The sequence below is a fragment of the Pseudoalteromonas haloplanktis ATCC 14393 genome, from assembly GCF_000238355.1.
Taxonomy (GTDB): Bacteria; Pseudomonadota; Gammaproteobacteria; order Enterobacterales; family Alteromonadaceae; genus Pseudoalteromonas; species Pseudoalteromonas haloplanktis.
This window is the reverse complement of record NZ_AHCA01000012.1, coordinates 25595-49795: the sequence shown is the minus strand read 5'-3', so window position 1 is coordinate 49795 and position 24201 is coordinate 25595. Positions and strand designations below refer to the sequence as shown.

At 41.2% G+C, this 24201-nt stretch carries 23 protein-coding genes; 18 read left to right on the top strand and 5 right to left on the bottom strand.

Translation table 11 applies throughout. From position 1 onward, the window contains the following. Positions 1 to 6 precede the first annotated feature (6 nt). Positions 7 to 783, bottom strand: a complete 777-nt coding sequence (locus PHAL_RS0118620; RefSeq protein WP_016709949.1) for an amidohydrolase — start codon at positions 781 to 783, stop codon at positions 7 to 9. Beyond that, positions 771 to 1913: a methionine aminotransferase gene (locus PHAL_RS0118615; RefSeq protein WP_016709948.1), complete on the bottom strand. Its 1143-nt coding sequence runs from the start codon at positions 1911 to 1913 to the stop codon at positions 771 to 773. The genes PHAL_RS0118620 and PHAL_RS0118615 overlap by 13 nt, the downstream gene beginning before the upstream one ends. 90 nt (positions 1914 to 2003) lie before the next feature. Between PHAL_RS0118615 and PHAL_RS0118610 the strand changes: the two genes are divergently transcribed. The 5 genes from PHAL_RS0118610 to PHAL_RS0118590 all read left to right on the top strand — a co-directional run bounded on the left by PHAL_RS0118610 (position 2004) and on the right by PHAL_RS0118590 (position 5349). Beyond that, on the top strand, positions 2004 to 2621 hold the full coding sequence (locus PHAL_RS0118610; protein WP_016709947.1) for a methylthioribulose 1-phosphate dehydratase: 618 nt from the start codon (positions 2004 to 2006) through the stop codon (positions 2619 to 2621). Further along, positions 2618 to 3304, top strand: coding sequence for an acireductone synthase (mtnC, locus tag PHAL_RS0118605; protein WP_016709946.1), 687 nt, complete (start codon positions 2618 to 2620; stop codon positions 3302 to 3304). The genes PHAL_RS0118610 and mtnC overlap by 4 nt, the downstream gene beginning before the upstream one ends. After that, positions 3301 to 3843: a 1,2-dihydroxy-3-keto-5-methylthiopentene dioxygenase gene (locus PHAL_RS0118600; protein ID WP_016709945.1), complete on the top strand. Its 543-nt coding sequence runs from the start codon at positions 3301 to 3303 to the stop codon at positions 3841 to 3843. The genes mtnC and PHAL_RS0118600 overlap by 4 nt, the downstream gene beginning before the upstream one ends. A 24-nt stretch (positions 3844 to 3867) precedes the next feature. Beyond that, positions 3868 to 4203, top strand: coding sequence for a gamma-glutamylcyclotransferase family protein (locus PHAL_RS0118595; RefSeq protein ID WP_016709944.1), 336 nt, complete (start codon positions 3868 to 3870; stop codon positions 4201 to 4203). Positions 4204 to 4284: 81 nt separating this feature from the next. Beyond that, the gene (locus tag PHAL_RS0118590; RefSeq protein ID WP_016709943.1) at positions 4285 to 5349 is read left to right on the top strand and encodes a RelA/SpoT domain-containing protein; all 1065 of its coding nucleotides are present in this window, start codon (positions 4285 to 4287) and stop codon (positions 5347 to 5349) included. Between the two features lie 3 nt (positions 5350 to 5352). Here PHAL_RS0118590 and mtnA read toward each other — a convergent pair whose 3' ends face one another. After that, positions 5353 to 6378, bottom strand: a complete 1026-nt coding sequence (gene mtnA / locus PHAL_RS0118585; protein WP_016709942.1) for an S-methyl-5-thioribose-1-phosphate isomerase — start codon at positions 6376 to 6378, stop codon at positions 5353 to 5355. 132 nt (positions 6379 to 6510) lie between these two features. Between mtnA and mtnK the strand changes: the two genes are divergently transcribed. After that, positions 6511 to 7728 carry an S-methyl-5-thioribose kinase gene (mtnK, locus tag PHAL_RS0118580; RefSeq protein ID WP_016709941.1) on the top strand — a complete coding sequence of 406 codons (1218 nt, stop codon included), beginning with the start codon at positions 6511 to 6513 and terminating at the stop codon, positions 7726 to 7728. 49 nt (positions 7729 to 7777) lie between these two features. Here mtnK and PHAL_RS0118575 read toward each other — a convergent pair whose 3' ends face one another. Both PHAL_RS0118575 and PHAL_RS0118570 read right to left on the bottom strand, forming a co-directional pair. Beyond that, entirely contained in the window at positions 7778 to 9259 is a 1482-nt protein-coding gene (locus PHAL_RS0118575; RefSeq protein WP_016709940.1) for an FMN-binding glutamate synthase family protein, read from the bottom strand. Between the two features lie 189 nt (positions 9260 to 9448). Then, a complete protein-coding gene (locus tag PHAL_RS0118570; RefSeq protein ID WP_016709939.1) occupies positions 9449 to 11218 on the bottom strand; it encodes a DUF885 domain-containing protein in 1770 nt (589 codons plus the stop codon). A 353-nt stretch (positions 11219 to 11571) separates the two neighbouring features. Here PHAL_RS0118570 and PHAL_RS0118565 point away from each other — a divergent pair, with 353 nt between their 5' ends. The 12 genes from PHAL_RS0118565 (at position 11572) to PHAL_RS0118510 (ending at position 24185) form a co-directional block, all read left to right on the top strand. Beyond that, a complete protein-coding gene (locus PHAL_RS0118565; protein ID WP_016709938.1) occupies positions 11572 to 12558 on the top strand; it encodes a GGDEF domain-containing protein in 987 nt (328 codons plus the stop codon). 102 nt (positions 12559 to 12660) lie between these two features. Continuing rightward, entirely contained in the window at positions 12661 to 13416 is a 756-nt protein-coding gene (gene ubiE / locus PHAL_RS0118560) for a bifunctional demethylmenaquinone methyltransferase/2-methoxy-6-polyprenyl-1,4-benzoquinol methylase UbiE (RefSeq protein ID WP_016709937.1), read from the top strand. A 40-nt stretch (positions 13417 to 13456) separates the two neighbouring features. Beyond that, on the top strand, positions 13457 to 14062 hold the full coding sequence (locus tag PHAL_RS0118555) for a ubiquinone biosynthesis accessory factor UbiJ (RefSeq protein ID WP_016709936.1): 606 nt from the start codon (positions 13457 to 13459) through the stop codon (positions 14060 to 14062). Positions 14063 to 14079: 17 nt separating this feature from the next. Beyond that, entirely contained in the window at positions 14080 to 15684 is a 1605-nt protein-coding gene (gene ubiB / locus PHAL_RS0118550) for a ubiquinone biosynthesis regulatory protein kinase UbiB (protein WP_016709935.1), read from the top strand. A 67-nt stretch (positions 15685 to 15751) separates the two neighbouring features. Further along, the gene (gene tatA, locus PHAL_RS0118545; protein WP_016709934.1) at positions 15752 to 15991 is read left to right on the top strand and encodes a Sec-independent protein translocase subunit TatA; all 240 of its coding nucleotides are present in this window, start codon (positions 15752 to 15754) and stop codon (positions 15989 to 15991) included. Positions 15992 to 15996: 5 nt separating this feature from the next. Further along, entirely contained in the window at positions 15997 to 16329 is a 333-nt protein-coding gene (gene tatB / locus PHAL_RS0118540; protein ID WP_016709933.1) for a Sec-independent protein translocase protein TatB, read from the top strand. Between the two features lie 47 nt (positions 16330 to 16376). Continuing rightward, positions 16377 to 17120, top strand: a complete 744-nt coding sequence (gene tatC / locus PHAL_RS0118535) for a twin-arginine translocase subunit TatC (RefSeq protein ID WP_016709932.1) — start codon at positions 16377 to 16379, stop codon at positions 17118 to 17120. Next, on the top strand, positions 17121 to 17651 hold the full coding sequence (locus PHAL_RS0118530) for a hypothetical protein (RefSeq protein ID WP_016709931.1): 531 nt from the start codon (positions 17121 to 17123) through the stop codon (positions 17649 to 17651). Next, a complete protein-coding gene (locus PHAL_RS0118525) occupies positions 17651 to 18433 on the top strand; it encodes a TatD family hydrolase (protein ID WP_016709930.1) in 783 nt (260 codons plus the stop codon). The genes PHAL_RS0118530 and PHAL_RS0118525 overlap by 1 nt, the downstream gene beginning before the upstream one ends. Positions 18434 to 18435: 2 nt before the next feature. Continuing rightward, positions 18436 to 20286 (top strand): sensor domain-containing diguanylate cyclase, encoded by a 1851-nt coding sequence (locus PHAL_RS0118520; RefSeq protein ID WP_016709929.1) that lies wholly within the window; start codon positions 18436 to 18438, stop codon positions 20284 to 20286. A gap of 9 nt (positions 20287 to 20295) precedes the next feature. Next, complete coding sequence (gene hemB, locus PHAL_RS0118515; RefSeq protein WP_016709928.1) at positions 20296 to 21303, top strand: porphobilinogen synthase; 1008 nt, start codon at positions 20296 to 20298, stop codon at positions 21301 to 21303. 140 nt (positions 21304 to 21443) lie between these two features. Further along, positions 21444 to 24185: an ExeM/NucH family extracellular endonuclease gene (locus tag PHAL_RS0118510; protein ID WP_016709927.1), complete on the top strand. Its 2742-nt coding sequence runs from the start codon at positions 21444 to 21446 to the stop codon at positions 24183 to 24185. Positions 24186 to 24201: the final 16 nt, after the last annotated feature.

Below are 24201 nucleotides of genomic sequence, written 5' to 3'. Positions count from 1 at the left end.
CGCCGGTTAATCCTGCAAACTAAACCCATCTGCATCTAAATGCGCGGGGAAGCTTTGTTTAAATAGCTCAAGTGGGCCTTTATCAAGTGTGACGGTTACAACTTGCGAGCCATTATCTTTAGCAATAGCTAACGTATCACCTTTGAAGTCATACACTGCAGTGCCGCCATTATGCGCAATCCCATTACCATCATCACCGATGCGATTAACGCCAATTACATAACACTGATTTTCCATTGCCCGTGCCATCAGTAAAGTGTCCCACACTTTACGTCGTGCTGCTGGCCAATTGGCAACATTCACCATGACATCGTAATCATTACGATTACGTTGAAAAACCGGAAAACGTAAGTCGTAACACACTTGCGGTAATATTCTAAAGCCATTCAATTCGAATACTTCACGCTGTTGCCCAGCACTGACAAAGTCACCTTCTTTGCCTAAACAAAATAAATGACGTTTGTCGTAAAACTGCACGTTGCCGTTAGGCCATACCCAGTAAAAACGGTTGGCTTTTTTGTCGCCTTGCTTAACTAGCACTGAGCCTGCTATCACAGCATTCGCTGACTTTGCGCTCGCAATCATCCAAGCAAGTACGTTCCCGTTTTCAGGTTCGGCACAATCGAGATTAATAGCAAACCCTGTAGCGAATGTTTCTGGTAATAATATAAGCTCAACTGAATTGTCTACATTGGCTATTTTAGCGCTAAAATGTGCCAAATTAGCATCTTTATCTAGCCAGTTAAGCGATGTTTGTATAAGTGCTAGGGTTAAAGTTGACATAAAATCTCCGCAGCTTGTAGCAGTGTGGCATCGTGTTTTGCAAAACACAGACGAATCACTTTATCGTTACTCGGTTGCTGATAAAATACGCTCAGTGGAATTGCCGCAACCCCCGCTTGCTCGACTAACCACTGGCAAAATTCAACATCATTCAAATCAGATACATCACTGTAATCCAGCAGTAAAAAGTAAGTACCTTCACTTGGTAAAATCGTAAAGCGGCTCTCTTTGAGAGCATTGCTCAACACATCACGCTTTTGTTGATAAAACTCACTCAATTCGTCTACATGTTCACCTTGTTGCTCTAGCATATCGGCCAATGCATGCTGCGCGGGGGTAAAGCTTGAAAATGTCACGTACTGGTGAATTTTACGAAATTCGACAGCCAGTGCTACAGGAGCAATACAGTAACCCATTTTCCAACCTGTGCTATGAAAGGTTTTGCCAAAGCTTGAGATCACAAAGCTCCTAGCAAACAGCTCTGCATCGCGTAGCACACTTAAGTGGGGCTGGTTATCAAACGTAATATGCTCGTAAACTTCATCACTTATTACATATAAATCATGCTTGCTTACCAACGCTTTCAAGGCATTTATATCGTGTTGTTTTAACGTTTTTCCGCTTGGGTTGTGTGGCGTATTGATAATAATAGCGCGGGTTTTACTATTTACAGCCTCAGTAACCGCTTGCCAATCAATTGCGTAATCAGGGGCATGCAGTGCAATATTTACTGACTTACCACCGGCCAATTCTATTGCCGGTTGGTAAGAGTCATAAGCAGGGTCAAACACAATCACTTCATCACCTTCACGCACAAGTGCTTGAATGGCTACAAACAAAGCTTCCGTTGCACCGGAAGTGACTGTTACTTGCTGCGTCGCGTCTATTTCCGCTGCATATTTACGCTTAACCAATTGCGCTATTTGTTGCTGCAAGCGCGGTACACCTGATGACGGCGAATATTGATTAACTCCTTCAAGCACATAATGATTAAGTTGTTTTTTAAGTAGCTCTGGCGCATCAAACTCAGGAAAGCCCTGCGATAAATTAATCGCGTCGAATTGATTTGCTAATGCGGTCATTTGACTAAAAATACTGGTGCCTAAATTTGGCAATTTACTTTCAAACACTGGTTACCCTTAATGATGGTTTTGCGCCCAAAGCGATGCTATCATTGCTATTAACAGAAGTATAGCCGTCTAAACTAGCTAGAGGAATGTATGCATAACAATACCGCTATTTCAGAACTTATAGAAGCAGGAAAGTGGATCAGTCAACGTGGTTGGGTACCTGCCACAGGTGGTAACTTTTCAGCACGAACCAATACTGGCTTTGTGGTTACTGCCAGCGGTTTTGATAAAGGCCAATTAGCACCCCATGCTTTTATTGAACTTGATCATGCCGGTTCACGTAGTGCTAGCGCAGCAAAACCCTCTGCTGAGACTGAATTACATTTAAGTATGTATAAACTGATTCCTTCAGCTCACTTTGTATTACACACTCATTCGGTTGCAGCAACCGTTTTATCACGAGTTATTAAAGGCCACAGCCTGGATTTACACGGCTATGAGATGCAAAAATCATTAACGGGCATTACCTCACATTTAGAAACCTTGAGTATTCCAATCTTTGATAATGACCAAGATATCGATCGCTTAAGCTTATTAGTGAGTGATCACCACCTACATACTCCTATTGAGCATGGCGTACTTATCCGCGGCCACGGCTTGTATGTCGTGGGTCGAACAATTAGCGAGGTTCGTCGTCAGTTAGAAGGTCTTGAATTCTTATTTGCATGTGAGCTAGAACGCTTAAAATTAGTAGGATTAGAATCATGATCAAAGCACTACTGACCGATATTGAAGGCACCATTACCCGCATTTCATTTGTTAAAGAGGTGCTATTTCCTTATGCCGCAAACCAGCTCCCTGAATTTGTCAAAACTCATCAGACACAAAGCGCGGTAGCAGAGCAAATTGATGCTGTTAAAACGATTATAGAACAACCCAATGCCAGTATTGATCTAGTAATTAACACCTTACTTGAATGGATCCGCGACGATAAAAAAATCACCCCATTAAAACAGTTGCAAGGCCTCATTTGGCAAACTGGCTATGAAAATGGCGATTTTACCGGCCATTTATACCCAGATGCCTACCAGTTTTTAGTTGCGCAGCAACAAGCTGGTCAGCAACTATATGTGTACTCTTCAGGTTCAGTAAAGGCGCAACATTTGATTTTTCAATACTCAGATTTTGGTGATATCCGCCCATTATTTACTGACTACTTTGATACCAAGGTTGGCGCAAAACAACAACAAGCAGCGTATGAAAACATTATTGCGCAACTACCACTTGCCGCTAATGAAGTCTTGTTTTTAAGTGATGTAGCCGCTGAACTTGATGCCGCCAAAGCCGCTGGTTTAAAAACGTTGCACTTAATTCGTGATGGTCAAGCACGCTCGCCTGAACATAACTATATTAATGATTTTAGCCAATTTACTGCGGAGCATTTAGCATGAGCCAATTAACTATTTTTGCTGATTGTAACGGCAGTAATGCCTTATTAAGCACTCAAGATGCAACACAAATTGCCGCTGAACTAAATAAAGTGAATGTCCGCTTTGAGCAATGGCAAGCAAGCGCTGCGATCACGGCTGATACCAGTCACGACGAGATCATTGCCGCTTATAACGCCGATATTGAACGTTTAAAGCAACAAGGCGGTTATCAAACCGTGGATGTTATCTCATTGGCTAAAGGCAACCCAGCAGCGGCTGATTTACGTGCTAAGTTTTTGTTTGAGCACACTCACAGCGAAGACGAAGTGCGCTTTTTTGTAAAAGGCCAAGGCTTATTTTGCCTACATATTAACGACAAGGTTTACCAAGTGCTGTGTCAACAAGGTGATTTAATTTCAGTACCAGAATTAACCCCGCATTGGTTTGATATGGGCAGTGAACCTGAATTTACTGCGATCCGTTTGTTCAATAATACCGAAGGCTGGGTTGCACAAAGTACCGAGTCTGAGATTGCTAAGCAATTTCCTTTATTGGACTAGCCATCATTTAGTAAAGGAGTTTAAATGGAAAAATTATTTTCCTACGGCACACTGCAATTAGAGCAAGTACAGCTTGATACCTTTGGCCGCTTGCTCGAGGGCCAAGCCGATATTTTAACGGGTTATATAGTGGGCGAAGTTGAAATCACCGACGCCGCTGTTTTAAAAAGCAGCGGCCAGCGTTTTCACCCGGCCTTAATTAAAACAGGGCTAGCAACAGATACCGTAACCGGCACTATTTTTACGATTACCTCAGAAGAACTTGCTAGCGCAGATAGCTATGAAGTTGATGACTACCTACGTATAGAAGAGTCATTTCATAGCGGCATTAAAGCTTGGGTGTACGTGGCAAAAGGTTAAGCTCATATCAAGGATGACTTAAACAACTTAACTCTGTAGTATATTTTCAGTGTTAGTTTTACTCAATTAAGTGAACGTGAAATGGTCAACGAACAATATCAAAAGTCCAAACAACAACTTGCGTATTCTCGTAAGCAAGTTGAAAAAGCTGGCCGTATTTTTCGTAAACAAGATGGCGATTTTGAGTTTGCTACCGAAGTCATTCAAAATTATCGCGCGGCTCATTTATACCCGCTGACCATCATCAAAAATTTAATATGGAAACACGTAAAAAAACTCAACCTGCTTGATTCTGCTACTATTGTACGTCGCTTAAAACGCTTACCGACAATTATTGATAAACTGCAACGTGAGTCATTAGACGGTAAAAGTGAAAATGCCATCAGCCTCAAACGTATGCACGATATAGGTGGTTGCAGAGTTATTTTAGACAATTTAGATACCCTGTATAAGCTCAATACGAGTTTAGATTCAAGTCGAACAGTCCATAGCGTAAAGTCATATGATTATATTGAAAATCCTAAAGCCACTGGCTATAGGGGGATTCATCGTGTCTATAAAAGCTATAATAATTTAGAGTCTCACGATTACAAAGGTTTTCAAATAGAAGTTCAATTACGTACTCGACTTCAGCATTTATGGGCAACTACAGTCGAAATCGTCGATATTATTGAAAAAGAAACACTGAAAACCAACCCACAAGCCGCTGATACAGATTGGCAGCGATTATTTTTTATTATGGGTGAATTCCTTGCCGTTAAAGATGGCTCAAATCAATTAAGCGATGAACAATCACAAAGCTTTATTGATGAGTTAGCTGCTTTAAATAAAAAGCTCGCAGCATTTCATAAACTCGATGCATTTAACCGTGCATTTCAAGTTGACGAGATTAAAAATAAATCAAAAGATACAGGTTTTGCCTTACTTGTTCACAATACCGAAACTCAAATGGGTCGGGTTTTTTTGTACGCAGCCAATAAAAAGCAAGAAGCATTAACGCACTATGCAGAGCAAGAGCGACAAACTCACAACAACGTATTATTAGTAGCAGGAAATGACTTAAAATCTATCGAAAAAGCCTATCCCAACTACCTTAATGACACTTCTGAATTTCTTTCAGAATTCAGCCGTGTATTACTGGGTTAAATTTTAATTTAAGTCTTTCAGTTTACCAGCTAACACTTGTTGTTGCTCATAAACACCAGTATCGAGCACCCAGCCGGTAATGAGCTTTGCAGGCGTTACGTCAAATGCTGGATTGTATACTTGAGCATTTGTCGGTGCCCACAGCGCCTCACCAAAACTGCCACTTACACCGCGCACTTCTGCGCTATTGCGCTGCTCAATTTCAATGTCTGCGCCGCATGCTGTACTTACATCTAAAGTGGTTAATGGCGCTACTACATAAAATGGGATGTTATGAAAATGCGCCAATACGGCTAAATTATAAGTACCGACTTTATTAGCGAAGTCACCATTGGCGGCAATACGATCAGCACCAACAAAAATTTTATCCACTTTACCCGCAGCCATTAAGCTCGCTGCCATATTATCGCAAATCAAAGTGTAAGGTACTTGCCAGCGCTCAAGCTCAAATGCGGTTAAACGCCCGCCTTGTAATAACGGACGTGTTTCATCCACCCACACATGAATATCGCCATGACGTTGCTGAGCTTTATAAATAACACCCAAAGCTGTACCAATCCCAGCTGTTGCTAAAGCACCTGTATTACAGTGAGTCAGAATATTATCACCACTATTAACCAGTGCTGCGCCATGCTTTGCCATGCTTTCACACAGGGCGATATCTTCATTAAACAGGCTAACAGCGGCACTTACAATTGCCATTACATAATCATCTTGCTGTAACGCAATGCGTAACTTTGCCATGCAATGCATTAAATTAACCGCAGTTGGTCGCGTGGCTTCTAAATCATCAATCGCCTGTGCTAATGCTGCTTTAGCTATGCCTTGCTCAGCTAGATGGGCAACCAGCAAACTCGCTCCTAAGCCAATCAAGGGTGCGCCGCGTATTTTTAGATTTAAGATCAATTCCCTCATACTAGCTACATCATCACACACATGCCACACCTGCTGATGTGGCAGCAGGTATTGATCTAGCACGCTGAGTGTATTGTTTTGATATTTTAAGCTGCTCGCTATGAGGTCTTGCATGATTGATCCTGAATAATCGTTAGGCTGAGGTTATTTTACAGTAGTTTTCAAAACGCACAACCCAGAAGTGTAGACATCTAAACGGTTGAAGGTATAGAATGCTATTGTTTATCATTTTCTGAGAGTACGCCCATGGCCGAATACGTTGCCTTTAATGCACAGCATGCAATTGATTATATTAAAAATCTTGTAACTAAAGATGGCTATGATTTGTTTGATCCTGACCAAACGTTATCGGCTTATGAATTTGGCGATGGCAATTTAAACTTAGTATTTAGAATCAGTGATGAGCAAAATAATAGCGTTATTTTAAAACAAGCCCTACCTTATGCCCGCTGTGTGGGTGAGTCATGGCCATTGACACTAGACCGAGCACGTATTGAAGCCGAGGTTTTGCTCAACCATAGCGCATTAAGTCCAGATTATACCGCCAAAGTACTGCATCATAACCCAGAGCAAGCACTGACTATTTTAGAAGATCTCGGCCATTTGCAAATACTGCGCCGTGCACAAATAAACGCAGAGCAATTTCCGCTTTTAGGACAACATGTTGCTCACTACCTAAGCCACACAGGTTTTTATAACTCAGATTTTTACTTAACCGCGCAAGATAAAAAAGCTAAAGTCAGTCAGTTTACTAATCCTGAATTATGCCAAATTACAGAAGACTTATTTTTTAACGATATTTTGCGTGAGCATGAGCGTAATAACTACCCAAGCGAGCTACAAAGTACAGTTAGTAAATTACAAAATAATGCCGCACTGCATTTAGCGATCGCAAAACTAAAAGCTAAGTTTTTATCGTGCCCACAAACTCTATTACATGGTGATATGCATAGTGGCAGTATTTTTGTCGATCAAAATACGACTAAGATGATCGACCCTGAGTTTGGTTTTTTTGGCCCTGTTGGCTTTGATATCGGATCATTTATCGGCAACTTATTATTAAACTACTGCGCTCAAAATGCCCGTATTAATGAATTTGTTAGTCGCCGCAACTACCACTCCCATTTATTGACCTGCTTACAAGAGAGCTACACTTTATTTGAACAACAGTGGCTAACATTAATTGCCGAGCAAACAACGGATAACAATTTAAAAGCCGCCGGTTATGGCGAGTATTTTATGCAGCAAGTATTGCAAGACGCGATTGGCTACTGTGGCACAGAGCTTATTCGTCGTACCATCGGCTTAGCCCATGTTGCTGATATTGATGGCATTGAAGACGAGCAAGCGCGTTTAGAGGTGCAACGTCATACCTTAGCGCTGGGTGAGCAATTAGTGCTTAACGCCCATACCTGCAATAGCAAAGAAGCGTTTTTCTCTTTATTGATCAGCCAATTAAATTAAGCTTCAACATTCAGTAAAAAGGCGCTTAAAGCGCCTTTTTACTCTCTAATTACTGATAATTTTCATACATTTTATCAAGCGGCTCTGACAGGCCATTTTCTTGCACAACGCGTACATGTTGTCGACCGAGTTCACGGGCACTAAATACTCCGCATGAGTGGGCAATTAAACCCGCTCCATAATGAATATACTTATTATAGTTGGCGACACGCTGGGCTTTATCATTCACATCCAAGCCACGCTGTAGCCGCTCATTATGCGTAGTAATACCTGTTGGGCAAGTATCTTTATTGCATTGCAGCGCCTGAATACAACCCAACGCAAACATATGACCACGTGCTGAAACCACAAAGTCTGCGCCTAGCGCTAACGCCCAAGCAACTTTTGACGGCACAATCAGTTTACCTGACGCAATAACCTTAATCCGCTCTCGTAAGCCATGCTTTTCCAGCATATTGACAACTAACGGTAAGCTTTCTTTCAGCGGTAACCCTACAGAATCCATAAGTGGCTGTGGTGCAGCGCCAGTGCCGCCATCAGCACTATCAATAGTAATAAAGTCAGGTGCCGATTCAATGCCGCGATGATTAATCTCGGCAAATAGCGTTTCCAGCCATGCATAAGCACCAATCACCGCTTTAAACCCTGTCGGTTTACCTGTAGTTTCTCGCACGCTAGTAATCATATCCAATAAGTCGGCAGGGTTTTTAACTTCAGGGTGACCATTTGGGCTTATTGAATCGTGACCTTCTGGGATACCACGAATAGCGGCAATTTCAGCGGTTACCTTTTTCCCTGGTAGCATACCGCCTTTACCTGGTTTCGCTCCTTGACTCATTTTAATTTCAAACATTTTTACTTGTTCATGGGCAGCTATTTGTTTGAGCTTGTCATGGCTTAACTTACCTTGCTCATCACGTACACCATATTTAGCGGTGCCTATTTGAAACACGATATCAGCACCGCCTTCAAGGTGATAAGGACTTAACCCTCCTTCACCGGTGTTCATCCAGCAACCAGCCAGCTTTGCACCTTTTGACAATGCACGCACTGCCGGTTTTGATAAAGCACCAAAACTCATGCCCGACACATTAAACAGCGATTTAGTAATATAAGGATTTGGGCAATAAGGACCTAAGGTAACTGCACTGGGTTCGAGCGCCTCTTCATCTAAGGTAGGAAACGCACAATTCATAAACATTACTGTGCCGGTAACCTCCAGGCTTTGAGTGGAGCCAAACGCGGTAGTACGATCAACATTTTTAGCTGCTTTATAAACCCAACTACGATCAGCGCGGTTAAATGGCATTTCCTCACGGTCCATTGCAAAGAAATACTGACGGAAAAACTCGCCTTGGCGTTCAAAAAAATAACGAAATCGACCAATTACCGGGTAATTACGCCTAATTGCTTGTTTTGATTGAGTAACATCACTAATGTAAAAATAGATCACCACTAAAACTAAACAGCCCAGCACCACAATAAATAAACTGGCAAACACATCAATACTAAAAACAATAAAATTACTCACGCAACACCCCTTGCTGATTATTTTCTCATCTTACTAATACTGAAACGCATAGCCTAAGCTAGCTAGCAAAATTTATTAATAAGGATTCTATTACAGTAGAGAGCATATAAGCAGATTAAATTTCAAGCAAAATGTTTTAATGGATCACTGCAATTATTACAGTGATCCAGATATGATTAGGCTAGCTGTTTATTTAGCCAGCTCAGTTTGAATATATTGATGGATTTGCTCTTCTAATACCGACATTGGCACAGAGCCATGGCGAAGTATCTGATGGTGAAACTCACGCACATCAAAATCTTGGCCCAGTGCTTGTTCAGTCTCTTGACGTAAACGCTTAATTGTCAATTCACCAATTTTGTACGATAAAGCTTGTGCAGGCCATGAAATATAACGATCGGTTTCTGTTTTTACGTTATGTAATGAAAGCGCGGTATTTTCGCTCATAAACTTCATGGCACGATCACGGCTCCAACCATACATATGCATTCCAGTATCAACCACTAAACGAGCAGCACGCCACATTTCATACGTTAAACGACCAAAGTTACTATATGGGTCTTGATAAAAGCCCGCTTCAATGCCTAAATATTCAGCATATAGTCCCCAGCCTTCACCGAACGCAGATAAATAAGCATCTTGACGGTAGCTTGGCAAATTTTCTAACTCCGCATTAAGCGAAATTTGTAAATGGTGGCCAGGCACAGCTTCATGAAATGTCAGCGCTTCTAGTACATATAAAGGTCGCTTATCCAGTGCATAAGTGTTTACCCAGTAGAAGCCAGCTTGATCGTCACGGCTTGAACCTGAGTAACGCCCAGTAGTGTACTTAGGCGCTATGCTCGCCGGAACTGGCGCAACACCATACGGCATACGTGGTAAGGTATGGAACAGCTTAGGTAATTGCGCATCCATTTTTTTAGCGATATACGATGCTTCTTTTAAAAGCTCTTCAGGTGTTTTGGCATAAAATTGAGGATCCGTACGTAAAAAATGCACAAATTCGGCAAATGTGCCTTCAAAACCCACCTGCTTAATCACTTCATCCATCTCAGCCCGAATACGTGCCACTTCTTTTAACCCTAGTTCATGGATTTCTTTCGGGGTCATATCTGTGGTGGTGTAATATTTTGCACGATTAGCATAAAACGCTTCACCGTTAGGTGTCGACGAAATACCAATATCAGTACGCGCACCAGGTTGATACTCGTCATTAAAAAACGTTAAATAGCCTTGGTAAGCTGGGATCACTTGCTCTTTAATGATTTTTTTCGCTTGTTGTTGCAAAGCAAAAAACTCACTTTCAGCAAGGCCTGCGGTATTATTTAAAAATGGTTTATAAAACTCAGATTTAGTGACGTCATCGACAATATAGGCACTGATCGAATCTTGATAACCAACGAGTACCGCTTGCGGTTGTGTTAACCCCACCTCTAAACCTTTGCGCATCCAGCCAATATTTTGCTGGAAAAATCGTGGAACTTGTTGCAAACGCTCAAGATAAAGCTGGTAATCAGCCTGCTTCTTGTAATCTGAACGTGATACCATAAACGATAAGCTGGAATGAAAACCATACTCTGAAGTCAACGGCATGTAATGACTATTAAATACATACTCATCAACACTATTTTGCACTTGGCCACGAATAATAGTGAGATTAATACGATTTTCTTCACTGAGTTTATCTTTATCAATCGCATCTAACTGTGCTAACAACTCAGTATTATGCTGGTATTTTTTTTCCAGAAATTCTGCTGATAAATTAGTGAGCAAATAACCATCAACACCTTCGGGATTGCTATAAGGGCTAATGCTTTTACGGTAATCAACAATTGATTGCGCAACTTGCGTAAATTGTTGATTATCATCAATTGCAGTCATTTGACAAGCTGTTAATGTGCATGCCAAAGCGATACTTAATAGTGAATGTCGCACAACGAATGATGCTGATTTTTTCATAATTTGAGATCTGCTACATAAAACGTGGCGTTTAACCTAACCTAGACAACTAAAATAACCAAAAAAATGCGACCAAGGGCGATAAATGCGAGGTTAAATTAACCGCGACTATTGTCTAGTAGTTAATCAGCGCGCCATAGGCTTAAGCAGATTGCTGAGAAAACCAGCGATTGAGCGAGAAAAATAGAATTTTCGCCCCCAAATTACATCTTTTTACTTTTAAATATTCCCGATACAGATTAATGTAAGGTTATGTCAAACGCTAGGATTGCGTAAATATCTCATGGAGAGAGTTCTTTAATTTCACTGTTACGTATATTTAATTGGTGTATACAATGATGTTCCATGATTCCATGGCTATTGCTCAAGAAAAAATGACCAAGGTATGTATCTTTTTAGAACATCACGTATTACCACCGACTCCACTTAATTATCACGTTGTTTATACCTACGTTAGCCAAGCGAATACTCATTTAAACACCACCATTGATCGCGCAATTGCCCAAGGCCAAGCAATTGATTGTGTCTATATCGAGCAATTATATTTCGATTACATGGATCACGCTCACAAAGCTGAAACAAATATGGTTCGTAATGTCGACGGTATTATTAATTCATTATCACGTAGCGCGCATTCAACCGAAAAAGATATTATCCGCTTTGCAAGCCAAGTTAGTGATTGCGTACATTCGCTAGATGAGAACAATGTTTCTCAAAGCCGCCAAGCGCTTGAAACGTTAAACAAACAAACCGCTCATTTACTCACCCAACACAAACAATTTAAGCAAGAGCTGATCAAAGCAAAACGATTACAAGAAAAAACCCAACAGCAACTTGTGCAGTTACGCAAACAACATATTACTGATCAACAAACAGGCCTATTTAAACGTCATTATTTAAATCAACAAACTCAGTTATGGCTAGACCAAAATAAATCGGTGTGCGCCATTGCTATCCAAATCGATAACTTAGATCATTTTATTGATAATTATGGCGATGTAATTGGTGAAGTCATTTTGAGTAAAGTCGCTAAACAAATTCAAAAATATGTATTTGAAAGCGGCCTTCCGGGGCGTACTAGTAAAGATGCCTTTACCATCTTGTTGGCTGATATTGACCCTGAAACAGCCAATGTTATTGCTGAGAAAGTCCGCAATGGTGTCGAAAAACTACGCTTTGTCAGCTCTAAAAATGGTATCAAGCTGCCAGCAATCAACCTGTCATTAGGTATTGCCAAACATCAAGATGAAAAAGATTTTAATAATCTTGCTCGCAAAGCTTCCAATGCTGCACATAAAGCGAGATCACTTGGCCAAAGTAGTTTTATTGCTGGTCAATAGTCTTTAATCAGTTTGATCCACAAGCAATTTAACTAGATTCAAATTGCACCCCACAGGCACAATCAAGTACACTAGTCTTTATTACCACGATAGAGATTAATCATGAACGAGAATCCAGAAAAGACTACGCATTTTGGTTACAAAACCGTTGCCGAAACAGAAAAAGCCTCCATGGTTGCCGATGTGTTTCATTCTGTTGCGACTAAATATGATGTAATGAATGATCTCATGTCGTTTGGTATTCATCGCTTATGGAAACGTCAAACTATCGCCAGCTCAGGGGTTCGTAAAGGTCATCATGTGCTGGATTTAGCCGGTGGCACAGGAGACTTAACCGCTAAGTTTAGCCAGCTAGTGGGTGATACAGGGCAAGTTGTCTTAGGAGATATCAACTCATCAATGCTTAAGGTAGGCCGTGAAAAGCTGCATAACTTAGGTCTTGTTAGCAATATCGACTACGTGCAAATGAATGCCGAAGCACTGCCTTTCCCTGACAATAGCTTTGACTTAATTACTATTGCTTTTGGCTTACGTAATGTTACCGACCAAAACAAAGCGCTGCGCTCAATGTACCGTATTTTGAAGCCTGGTGGCCGTTTACTGGTACTCGAGTTTTCTAAACCAGAGCATGAAGTACTCAGTAAAGCCTATGATTTTTACTCATTCAACCTGCTACCAAAAATGGGTGAACTCGTTGCAAATGATGGTGAATCATACAAATATTTAGCTGAATCGATTCGTATGCATCCTGATCAAGAAACACTAAAAGCAATGATGAACGACGCAGGGTTTGAGCAAACAACATATCAAAACCTAACAGGCGGAATTGTTGCATTGCATCGCGGCTTTAAATATTAACAGTCGCCAAGCTCATCACATTGATTGCTAAGGTATTGGTATGTTAAATAACTTTATAGTCGCTATCGTAGAGCGTATTTTAAATACGGCACTTAAGCTCGACCCAACCCTTAGCAATAGACTTGCCGCCATTGCTCAACAGCGCTTATTAATTGATATACGCGATTGGCAGCAGCAGTTTTTAGTTGTATTTACTGGTCAGCAACTGCATATCTATAACACCACTGAACAGCAATTTGATTGCATGATCAGTGCTGATATACAGACCTTAATGGCCCTTAAAAACCCAGCCATGCTCACTCAATTAATTCGCCAAGACAAGCTTGATTTGCAAGGTGACCTCAATATCGCGCAAGGTTTTAGCAATGCCTTTGCAATGCTTGATATCGACTGGCCTGAGCACTTATCAGGCTATCTGGGTGATGCCGCAGCTCAACAGTTATGGCTGCTGTTGCAACAAGCTCAGCAACACGGGAAAAAAACCAGCATGCAACTGGCAACGACAGTAACAACTTTATGCCAAGACGAACTTAAGGTGACCATTCACCCTTTAGAGCTGGAACAATTTAAGCAACACACACGTCAACTGAAAAGTCATACTGCGCAACTTGAGTTGCGAATTAACCAATTACTTCAAGCTAAATAAATCAGTAAGGATTATTTGTGTCAGCTGCTCGGCTTTATAACATCACTAAAACCCTGCTTAACTATGGTTTAGATGAATTAATACCATCACAAAAAATACCTTGGTACGGCAAAGTAAGTCGCGCTTGTTTGTTTTGGTTGAAAAACAAACACCCCGAAAAACCTGCGGGTTTAAGGCTGCGCTTAGCACTACAGCAATTAGGGCCTGTGTGGATAAAATTTGGCCAAATGCTATCGACTCGACGTGACTTGTTACCTCTGGATATCGCTTTAGAACTGGCTTTATTGCAAGATCAAGTACAGCCATTTGATGGCGTGTTAGCACAAAAGTTAATTGAAACTGCCCTTGAAATAGAGGATATCAGCGAATATTTTAGTGACTTTGATCAAACACCGTTGGCATCCGCATCCATAGCACAAGTACATACTGCAACCTTAATTGATGAACAAAACCAGCCACAAAATGTGGTGATCAAAGTTATTCGCCCAGATATCAAAAATCAAATTGATGCTGATTTAGCGCTCATGGAACAGTTTGCCAAAGTAGTCGCCAAATTAATCAATGAAGCGAAAAGGTTACGCCCTGTAGAAGTTGTTAAAGAGTATAAAAAAACCTTACTTGATGAATTAGACTTACTGCGTGAAGGCGCTAATGCAATTCAATTAAAGCGCAATTTTGAGGGGTCTGAGTCCCTTTATATTCCGTATGTTTATAGTGACTACAGCCGAGTAAATGTATTGGTTATGGAACGTATCTATGGCATTCCGGTGTCTGATACAGATGCACTCATTGCACAAAACACCAATATGAAATTACTCGCTGAGCGAGGCGTGGAGGTGTTTTTTACCCAAGTATTTCGGGATAGCTTTTTTCATGCTGACATGCATCCGGGTAATGTGTTTGTCTCTTACGATACACCTGAAAACCCAAAATTCATTGGTATAGACTGCGGTATCGTTGGCACTTTAAATAAAGAAGATAAACGCTATTTAGCAGAAAATTTTATTGCATTCTTTAACCGTGATTATCGTCAAGTGGCACAATTACACGTTGATTCAGGATGGGTACCAAAAGATACCAGTGTTGAAGAATTTGAGTTTGCCATTCGTACTGTCTGCGAACCAATCTTTAATAAACCGCTTGCCGAGATTTCATTTGGTCACGTACTAGTTAACCTATTTAATACCGCTCGTCGCTTTAATATGCAAGTTCAACCGCAATTGGTTCTACTGCAAAAAACCTTGTTGTATGTTGAAGGTTTAGGTCGACAGCTATATCCACAGCTAGACTTGTGGAAAACAGCCAAACCCTTTTTAGAGGAGTGGGTAAAACAACAAGTAGGTCCTTGGTCGGTGCTTAAGCAAGTCTATGCAAACTTGCCATTTTGGGCTGAAAAAATGCCCGAGCTACCTGATTTAATTTATCAGAATCTAAAACAACAACAGCAACACAATCAACCAGCATTGCCACAACCATCGCATAAGCCATTGTTACTTGGTGTATTTGCAGGCGCAGCAATGATAGTTTCGGGGTTATGTTATTTACAACATGATTTTATCGCTACCGTGGTTGCTGCAAGCTGTTCACTAATTGGCTTTGTTTTAGCGTGGCGAAACGCATAAACTAAGTGCTATTTAAACTCTGCTGAGTATAATCAGCGTAAACATACAATGAAATTTGGAGTAAACCATGGGTTTTGGCGGTATTAGTATTTGGCAATTATTAATTGTACTAGCAATCATTGTGTTACTTTTTGGCACAAAAAAATTACGTGGCATTGGCGGTGACTTAGGTAATGCAGTAAAAGGTTTCAAAAAAGCAGTATCTGATGACGAGCAAAGCAAGCCTGCAGAACCCATTGAGCAAGCAAATAACCCTATACAAAATAAAGAGTCTGCTGATAAAAGCAAAGAAGACCATAAGGTTTAATTAGCATGGGTATGTGGGAACTGGTTGTGGTGTTAATCGTCGGCTTAGTGGTGCTCGGCCCTGAGCGGTTGCCCGTTGCTGTTCGCACGGTAAGCCGCTGGATAAAAACGATAAAATCTTTAGCAAATTCAGTTAAGGCCGAGGTCAACGAAGAGTTAAGAGTGCATGAGTTGCATCAAAATTTAAAAAAAGCTGAACAGCAAGGCATGCAAGATCTCAACCCTGCCATAAAAGACTCGGTTGACGAGTTGCAAAAAGCGGCTGAGTCCGTCACACACAGTTATAAAAAAGCCTCTTCGGATCTAACCAAAAAAGCGAATATTGATGAACAAAAATGAAATTATTTTTGTTAGCTGTGGTCTATATATCGGTAACGAGTTAAATTATGACTGAACAAGTAAAATCCGGCTTTGTAAGTCATTTAATCGAACTGCGAAACAGGCTAATGAAAGCCTTATTAGCTATTTTGCTATTTTTTATAGCATTGGTTTATTTCGCAAACGATATATACAGTTTTGTTGCCGCGCCCTTAATTGCGCATTTACCAAGCACCGCAACTATGATAGCCACAGATGTAACGGCACCATTTTTTGCACCATTTAAGTTAACCTTATTTGTCGCTTTGTTTGCAGCGTTTCCGGTGATATTACATCAAATATGGGGCTTTATAGCACCAGGGCTATACCAGCATGAAAAGCGCATGCTAATGCCTATTTTGGCATCAAGCATTGTACTTTTTTATAGCGGGATCGCATTTTGTTACTTTGTAGTGCTACCAATTATTCTTGGGTTTTTTACCAGTGTCGGCCCAGAAATGATGACCCTAGCACCGGATATTAGTAGTTACTTAAGTTTCGCGTTAAAGTTATTTTTTGCCTTTGGTGTGGCCTTTGAAATCCCTGTAGCTATTATGCTGTTGTGCTTCAGCGGTGCGACGACAACACAGAGTTTAAAAGAAAAACGCCCCTATATTGTGGTAGGTGTTTTTGTGGTGGCGATGTTTTTAACACCGCCCGATGTACTTTCACAGTCATTATTAGCATTGCCCATGCTACTGTTATTTGAATTGGGGTTAATTTTAGCGTCTTTTTATAGCGCTAAGCCTCAGCAAAATGAGTCAGAGGAATAAATGAAAAAACAACTACTGCCAATACTTGCTTTGCTAAGTATTCCAACGGTTCATGCCAACGATGTAAACCTTCAAGCTTTACAGGCTTGTACATTTGTAGAAAATGATTTTAACCGCCTACTTTGTTACGACAACACTATGGCAGGTAAATCATTAAGTAAGCCAACCACCTCGAAAACGTTAACACCTGCTACAAATAGCGCTGCGCCTGCGGTTGCCGCAACTACAGGCACTGCTGTCGCGAGTGAGCAGATAGTTAAAACGAAGAACGAAAACTTTGGCCTTGAACATAAAGAAGCAGCTAAAGATAACGACGATGAAATTTCTGCCATCGTAACCAGCGTTGAAGAAGCACCGTATGGCGAGTTAATTATTAACTTAGATAATGGTCAGCAATGGCGCCAAATTGGTTCTGACAGCTTACGCCTTACTGCCAACGACACAATTGTGATCGAGCGAGGTTTGTTCAACTCCTTTTTATTGAAGAAAGAAGGTCTGAATCGTTCGATCCGCGTTAAGCGCACTAATTAATGACCACACTCCTTATTGATGCTGGCGTAAACCTCACCAATCATCAATTTGACGATCAACATTTGGCTATCATTACTCGTGCAAAAGCACACAATGTTAGTCAAATGCTGTTAATTGGCTGCGATATTGATTCTAGCCAACACGCCTTAGAGCTAGCAAAGCAATATCAACTGCTCGCAACTGCTGGCATTCATCCACATGATGCCAAATCAGCAGATGAACAATTAGAAATACAATTACGCGCATTGGCAGCCGCCCCACAAGTAGTCGCTATTGGCGAGTGCGGATTGGATTATAATCGCGATTTTTCTCCTCGCGAGATTCAACGCTCCGTATTACACCGACAATTAGCGTTGGCAGTAGCACTAAACCTTCCGGTATATTTACATGAACGTGATGCCAGCGAAGATATGCTTGCAATCTTGCAACAATACTCTATCCGTGGTGTATTACATTGCTTCACCGGTGACCAACATGCACTTGAGCAATATTTAACGCTAGGTTTATATATTGGTATTACCGGTTGGGTTTGCGATGAGCGCCGTGGTAAGCAGTTACAACAACTTATACCAAGTATTCCACTTGAGCGGTTATTGATAGAAACGGACGCGCCGTTTTTAATTCCACGTTCGATAACACCAAGACCAAAATCTCATCGTAATGAGCCAAGCTATTTACCACATATCTGCGAAACGATTGCCACCTTAAAAGGGTTAGAATTTACAACCGTTGCAGAGCAAACTACACTTAACTTCCAACAGTTATTCAACCATAAGGGCTGATAATGAAGCGTGTTTGGTTGCTGCTATGTAGCTTGCTATTGATTTCATTTTCATCTCATGCCACGAATATCGTCTTAGATAAAAACTTTAAACGCTTGCAAGATATTCCTTTTGAGTACTCATTGCAGCCCCTAACACTCAACCAAGCTAAGTTAGCACCCAATCCACAATGGCAACAACTCACAGATCAAGCGCTCAATTTAGGGGTAACAGACCAAGCTGTATGGCTTCGTCTACAAGTTAGTAATACTGAAAACTCACCTCTAGCGCTACTGCTCTCAATTGACAACCCATTATTAGATAAGGTTGCGGTCTATCATTATGACGGGCAAAGTACCTTATTATTTAAAGAGATTGGTGATGCTTTACCACTGAATAATCGGCAAATTAAAACAGAGTCTCTATTAGTTAAGCTGGTGCTGCCACCAAACAGTGACTCAAAATTATTACTACGTGTTGAAAGTAAAAATGGCGTTAGAGTCCCTTTAAGTCTTTGGCAACACGATGAATATTTAAAGTATAAAAGTAAATTTAATCTAATGTACGGCTTGCTCGTCGGGTTTATTCTCTCGTTAGCAATCACATGTTTGGTGTTGTTTGGTTTTTCACGCAAACACTACTTTGCACTTAGCGGTGGCATTTTAATTACTTTGTGGTTACTGCTCATTTATTTATATGGGTTTGGCTATCGCTACTTTCACCCTTCGGTCCCCGCCTTGCAGCAAGTTGCAATCCCTACAATGTTAATGCTTACAGCATACTTGTTTAAGCCGTTACTTGAGCAACTACGTAAAAATATTAATGTTTATCTACACCCTGTGCATAATTGGTGTAATAGGTTGCTTGGCATCAGCCTGTTATTCATTTGGTTGCTGCCGCCAAATGCTATGATTATTATCAGCTTAGCAGCTCCGACAGTGGTAATGTTTATGCATATCACTGCAATCACCTTAGATATAAGAACCAAACGAACACAACCATTAATAGCTTTGTTAACAGCGGCAATCGTGTATTTCTCCGCTTTACTTTACTTAATCAGCGTGGTTTTTAATGTTTATGATTTTAATACCCGTGGTTTACCATTTGTATTCTTTAGCTTTTTAATCTGTTCGCTCAGTCTAAGTTTTGCCACTATTAAACATTACTTAATCGAGCGTGACGCACAAGTCGCCGCCCAACAAAGTAAAATAGCACAAAGCGAAGCTCATGATGCCTTACTCCAAGAGCGTTTAGAATTACAAGAACAAGCCAGATTAGATCTCGAAGCAAATATTGAAGAGCGTACGTTTGAGCTACAAGTTACGCTGCGCGAATTAGAAGAAAAAAACCGCGCTCTCGAACAAATCAATATGGAAGATCCATTAACCAAAATCAAAAATCGTCGCTACTTTGATAAGAAACTTGTCATGGATTTGCGCCGCTCTCGTCGCGAACAAACTCCATTGAGTGTCATAATGCTCGATATCGATCACTTTAAAAGCATTAATGATACTTATGGCCACCTAATTGGCGACCAAACTATTCGTGCTGTCGCAGACATTATAAAAAACCGCCTAAAACGACCTCTCGACGAAGTGGTCCGTTATGGGGGAGAAGAGTTTGTCGTTTTACTCCCCAACACGGTTCTCAGTGGTGCTATTGAGTTAGCAGAGCAAATACGCCAAGCAATCATGGATACGGCTATTACTGTTGCAAATACTGAAATCAAATTTACTATAAGTGCTGGTGTATATAGCGCCATCGCTGAAGACATTAATAACCCTGGATTATTCACCGGCTGCGCTGATCAAGCACTTTATCATGCCAAACAAAGTGGTCGTAATCGTGTAGTTAGCTTTCCAATTTTAGACTAGGAGCAAATAATGGCCCAATCAGGTCTCGACCTTTTCCCTTACACTCGCATGCGCCGCATGCGCCGCAGTGATTTCTCTCGCCGTTTAATGGCTGAAAACCAACTCACTGTAAATGACTTAATTTATCCAGTATTTGTACTTGAAGGCAACAACCGTCGTGAGGCGATTGAGTCAATGCCGGGTATAGAGCGTTTATCTATCGACCAACTCCTTATTGAAGCAAAAGAGCTAGTCGCATTAGGTGTGCCAGCTATCGCTATATTTCCGGTTACTCCTGCTGACAAAAAATCATTATTAGCCGAAGAAGCCTACAATGATGATGCACTTGCACAACGTACTGTACGCGCTTTAAAAGCAGCATACCCTGAACTTGGTGTGATCACTGACGTCGCACTTGATCCATTTACGGTACATGGTCAGGATGGCATTATTGATGAAGACGGCTATGTGATTAACGATGTCACTACTGAAATTTTAGTAAAACAAGCGTTATCCCATGCTGAGGCTGGTGCAGATGTTGTTGCTCCTTCGGATATGATGGATGGTCGTATTGGCGCTATTCGTGAAGCGTTAGAAGCAAATGGGCATATTCATACACGTATAATGGCTTACTCAGCTAAATACGCTTCAAGTTATTATGGACCATTTCGTGATGCAGTCGGCTCAGCTGGCAACTTAAAAGGCGCTGACAAAAAAACCTACCAAATGGATCCTGCAAATTCTGATGAAGCAATTCGTGAAGTTGCACTCGATTTGCAAGAAGGCGCTGACATGGTAATGGTTAAGCCCGGCATGCCTTATTTAGATGTAGTACGTCGTGTCAAAGATGAGTTTGGCGTACCAACTTTCGCTTATCAGGTTAGCGGTGAATACGCTATGCATAAAGCGGCTATTGATAACGGCTGGTTAGCCGAAGAAGCGACTATAATGGAATCTTTATTGGCATTTAAACGTGCTGGTGCAGATGGCATTTTAACTTATTTTGCCAAGCAAGCTGCGCAATGGCTAAATAAATAACAGCTCATAGCGCTAATTTTAAAAGAGCGTTAATACGCTCTTTTTATTTTCATTTTATTAACAATTATTATTTTATTTGTCATAAATTACCCTTAAACTGTTTGTCCCATTCGGGACACAATACACGGGAAAAAATAATAATGTTAAATACAAAAATAACGCCATTGGCGCTTGTTATTGCAAGCCTCAGTGCACCAGCTTCAGCTAACTTAATCATCTCTGAATATGTAGAAGGTGGCGGTTACAATAAAGCAATTGAAATTTATAATACTACATCCACAGCTGTATCTCTTGACGGTTATACCCTCAATTTATATTCAAACGGCAGTGAAGCCCCTTCCACAAGTGAAGAATTATCCGGTTCTATTGCCGCAAATAGTGCTTATGTCATCGTCACGTCAGATGATCGAGCTGTAGAAGAGCTAAAAGCCAAGGCCAATATATTCAGTGGTACTGTTAACTTTAATGGTGATGATGCTTTTACACTTACGCTCGGTGATACCATTGTTGATAGCTTTGGCCAAATAGGCGTGCGCCCTGATAATGGTCAATGGTCAGCGGGTGGTGTTGTCACTAAAGATAGAAGCTTGCGTCGTAAATCAGATATCACGTCTGGACGTACCGATGCCGCCGCGACATTTGATCCAAGTGAGCAATGGCTACAATTTGATAAAGATGACTTTTCGGGCTTAGGTTTCCATGGGGAAAATAATCAACCGGATCCAGAGCCTGAACCTGAGCCGGTTACACCACTTGAATGTGGTGCAGCTAAAACCCTTATCAACGCAATTCAAGGTGAAGGCGGTGATAGCCCTCTATTGAACACAGAAATTGAGCTTGAAGGTATTGTAACTGCTGATTTCCAAGGCGCAGAGCAATTAAATGGTTTCTTCATTACATCACTGGAAGCTGATATTGATACTAATCCTTTAACGTCTGAAGGGGTATTTGTTTACTTTGCTGATAGTGAGGTCAATGTCGGTGATCATGTACGTATCAAAGGAAATGTTGCTGAGTACTACAACGCCACACAAATTGGTAACGTTAGCCAAATAGAAGTATGTGCTACGGGCCTGACAACCACTGCAACAAAAATATCACTGCCTGTTTCTGAGGTAGCGGATTTAGAAGCCTATGAAGGCATGCTAGTGACCTTAGAACAACCCCTTGTTGTTACCAATAACTATGGCTTAGGGCGTTATGGTGAAGTTGATCTAGCAACAGAGCGTTTATATCAAGGCACACAAATAGCCCTACCTGGGGATGCAGCAAATGCAGTAGAAGTTGAAAATGAGAAAAAACAAATTTTACTTGATGATGGCTCAACAAAGCAAAACCTTGATCCAGTTTCATACCCTGGTACAGGCTTGGACGCATACAACACACTGCGCTTAGGTGATACTGTAAATACCGTTACAGGTGTTCTAGGGTACAGCTTTGATCGCTATCGCATTCACCCAACAATCCAGCCCGCTTTTATTGCAACAAATCCGCGCACAGATGCCCCAGCTCTGCATGCTGATGCCGATCTACGTATTGCAAGCTTTAACGTTCTTAACTACTTTAACGGTGATGGCCAAGGTGCAGGTTTCCCAACCAGTCGTGGCGCAGACAGTGAAGCTGAGTTTATTCGCCAGCAAGCAAAAATTGTTAGTGCTATTGCTGCTTTAGAAGCAGATGTTATCGGTTTAATGGAAATCGAAAATGATGGTTTTGGCGCAAATAGCGCTATTGCGAGCTTAGTGAATGCGTTAAACGATGAAGATAGCACTAATGAATATGCATTCGTTAATTTCAATGTTGATAAAGTAGGTACTGATGAAATAACAACAGCCCTTATTTATCGCGCGAATAAAGTAGCCCAAGTCGGCACTGCTGCAATTACAACGGAATATCCATTTGACTACAGCAATCGCCCACCAATCGCACAAAGCTTCAAATCACTTGAGTCTGAAGAGGTGTTTACTGTTGCTGTTGCACATTTGAAATCAAAAGGATGCGGTAGTGCAGATGGCAATAACGCCGATTTAGGCGATGGTCAAGCATGCTGGAATGAAATTCGCGTAACTGGTGCCAATGCCTTTGCGGATTGGCTAAACACCGCACCTACAGGTATCGATGATGAAGATATCATTTTAGTCGGCGATATGAATGCATACGCAATGGAAGATCCAATCCGCGCGTTTGCTGATAAAGGGTTTAAGAATGTTGTTGCAGAATTAGACGGCAATACCTTTAGCTATTCATATAGCTTCTCAGGCCGCCTGGGTAGCCTAGATCATGCTGTAGCTAGCCCAAGCTTGCTAACTAAAGTAGTGGCTGCAACAGACTGGCATATCAATGCAGATGAGCCAATCAGCTTAGACTATAATGTTGAGTTTAAATCAGATTCACAACAAGCAAGTTTATATGCTAGTGATGCCTACAGAGCATCGGATCATGATCCTGTGATTGTAGATATTAAATCTGCTATTGCTGAACAGCCAACACCAGAGCCACAAGCGCCGGTATTATCACCAGAGCAAAGCTTCAGCGTGTTAGAAAACAGCGCTATTGGTACAGTTATAGGTCAGCTGGAGTTCACTGACGCCGATGCGCAGTACACACCGGTTGTTGAATTTATAGTTCAGGGTCACAATGGCGTAACGATTAATCAGCAAGGCCAGTTAATCGTCGCTGGCGACTTAGACTTCGAATTTGAAAAGAAAATCACATTAATGGTACAAGCTAAAGACAGTGCGGGTAACTTATCAGATGCGCAACTTGTCTATATTAATATCAACAATGATGAATCAGATGACGAAGATGATGACTCCGGCTCACTATTTTGGCTAACATTATTAGCACTGCCGCTAACGTTGTTACGCCGTAAAAAAGTGTAATATGAACTAAGCTCTG

Coding starts and splice junctions, on each gene's coding strand:
- PHAL_RS0118620 (WP_016709949.1), bottom strand. CDS start 783: ATGTCAACTTTAACCCTAGCACTTATACAAACATCGCTTAACTGGCTA.
- PHAL_RS0118610 (WP_016709947.1), top strand. CDS start 2,004: ATGCATAACAATACCGCTATTTCAGAACTTATAGAAGCAGGAAAGTGG.
- mtnC (WP_016709946.1), top strand. CDS start 2,618: ATGATCAAAGCACTACTGACCGATATTGAAGGCACCATTACCCGCATT.
- PHAL_RS0118600 (WP_016709945.1), top strand. CDS start 3,301: ATGAGCCAATTAACTATTTTTGCTGATTGTAACGGCAGTAATGCCTTA.
- PHAL_RS0118595 (WP_016709944.1), top strand. CDS start 3,868: ATGGAAAAATTATTTTCCTACGGCACACTGCAATTAGAGCAAGTACAG.
- PHAL_RS0118590 (WP_016709943.1), top strand. CDS start 4,285: ATGGTCAACGAACAATATCAAAAGTCCAAACAACAACTTGCGTATTCT.
- mtnA (WP_016709942.1), bottom strand. CDS start 6,378: ATGCAAGACCTCATAGCGAGCAGCTTAAAATATCAAAACAATACACTC.
- mtnK (WP_016709941.1), top strand. CDS start 6,511: ATGGCCGAATACGTTGCCTTTAATGCACAGCATGCAATTGATTATATT.
- PHAL_RS0118570 (WP_016709939.1), bottom strand. CDS start 11,218: ATGAAAAAATCAGCATCATTCGTTGTGCGACATTCACTATTAAGTATC.
- PHAL_RS0118565 (WP_016709938.1), top strand. CDS start 11,572: ATGGCTATTGCTCAAGAAAAAATGACCAAGGTATGTATCTTTTTAGAA.
- ubiE (WP_016709937.1), top strand. CDS start 12,661: ATGAACGAGAATCCAGAAAAGACTACGCATTTTGGTTACAAAACCGTT.
- PHAL_RS0118555 (WP_016709936.1), top strand. CDS start 13,457: ATGTTAAATAACTTTATAGTCGCTATCGTAGAGCGTATTTTAAATACG.
- tatA (WP_016709934.1), top strand. CDS start 15,752: ATGGGTTTTGGCGGTATTAGTATTTGGCAATTATTAATTGTACTAGCA.
- tatB (WP_016709933.1), top strand. CDS start 15,997: ATGGGTATGTGGGAACTGGTTGTGGTGTTAATCGTCGGCTTAGTGGTG.
- tatC (WP_016709932.1), top strand. CDS start 16,377: ATGACTGAACAAGTAAAATCCGGCTTTGTAAGTCATTTAATCGAACTG.
- PHAL_RS0118530 (WP_016709931.1), top strand. CDS start 17,121: ATGAAAAAACAACTACTGCCAATACTTGCTTTGCTAAGTATTCCAACG.
- PHAL_RS0118525 (WP_016709930.1), top strand. CDS start 17,651: ATGACCACACTCCTTATTGATGCTGGCGTAAACCTCACCAATCATCAA.
- PHAL_RS0118520 (WP_016709929.1), top strand. CDS start 18,436: ATGAAGCGTGTTTGGTTGCTGCTATGTAGCTTGCTATTGATTTCATTT.
- hemB (WP_016709928.1), top strand. CDS start 20,296: ATGGCCCAATCAGGTCTCGACCTTTTCCCTTACACTCGCATGCGCCGC.
- PHAL_RS0118510 (WP_016709927.1), top strand. CDS start 21,444: ATGTTAAATACAAAAATAACGCCATTGGCGCTTGTTATTGCAAGCCTC.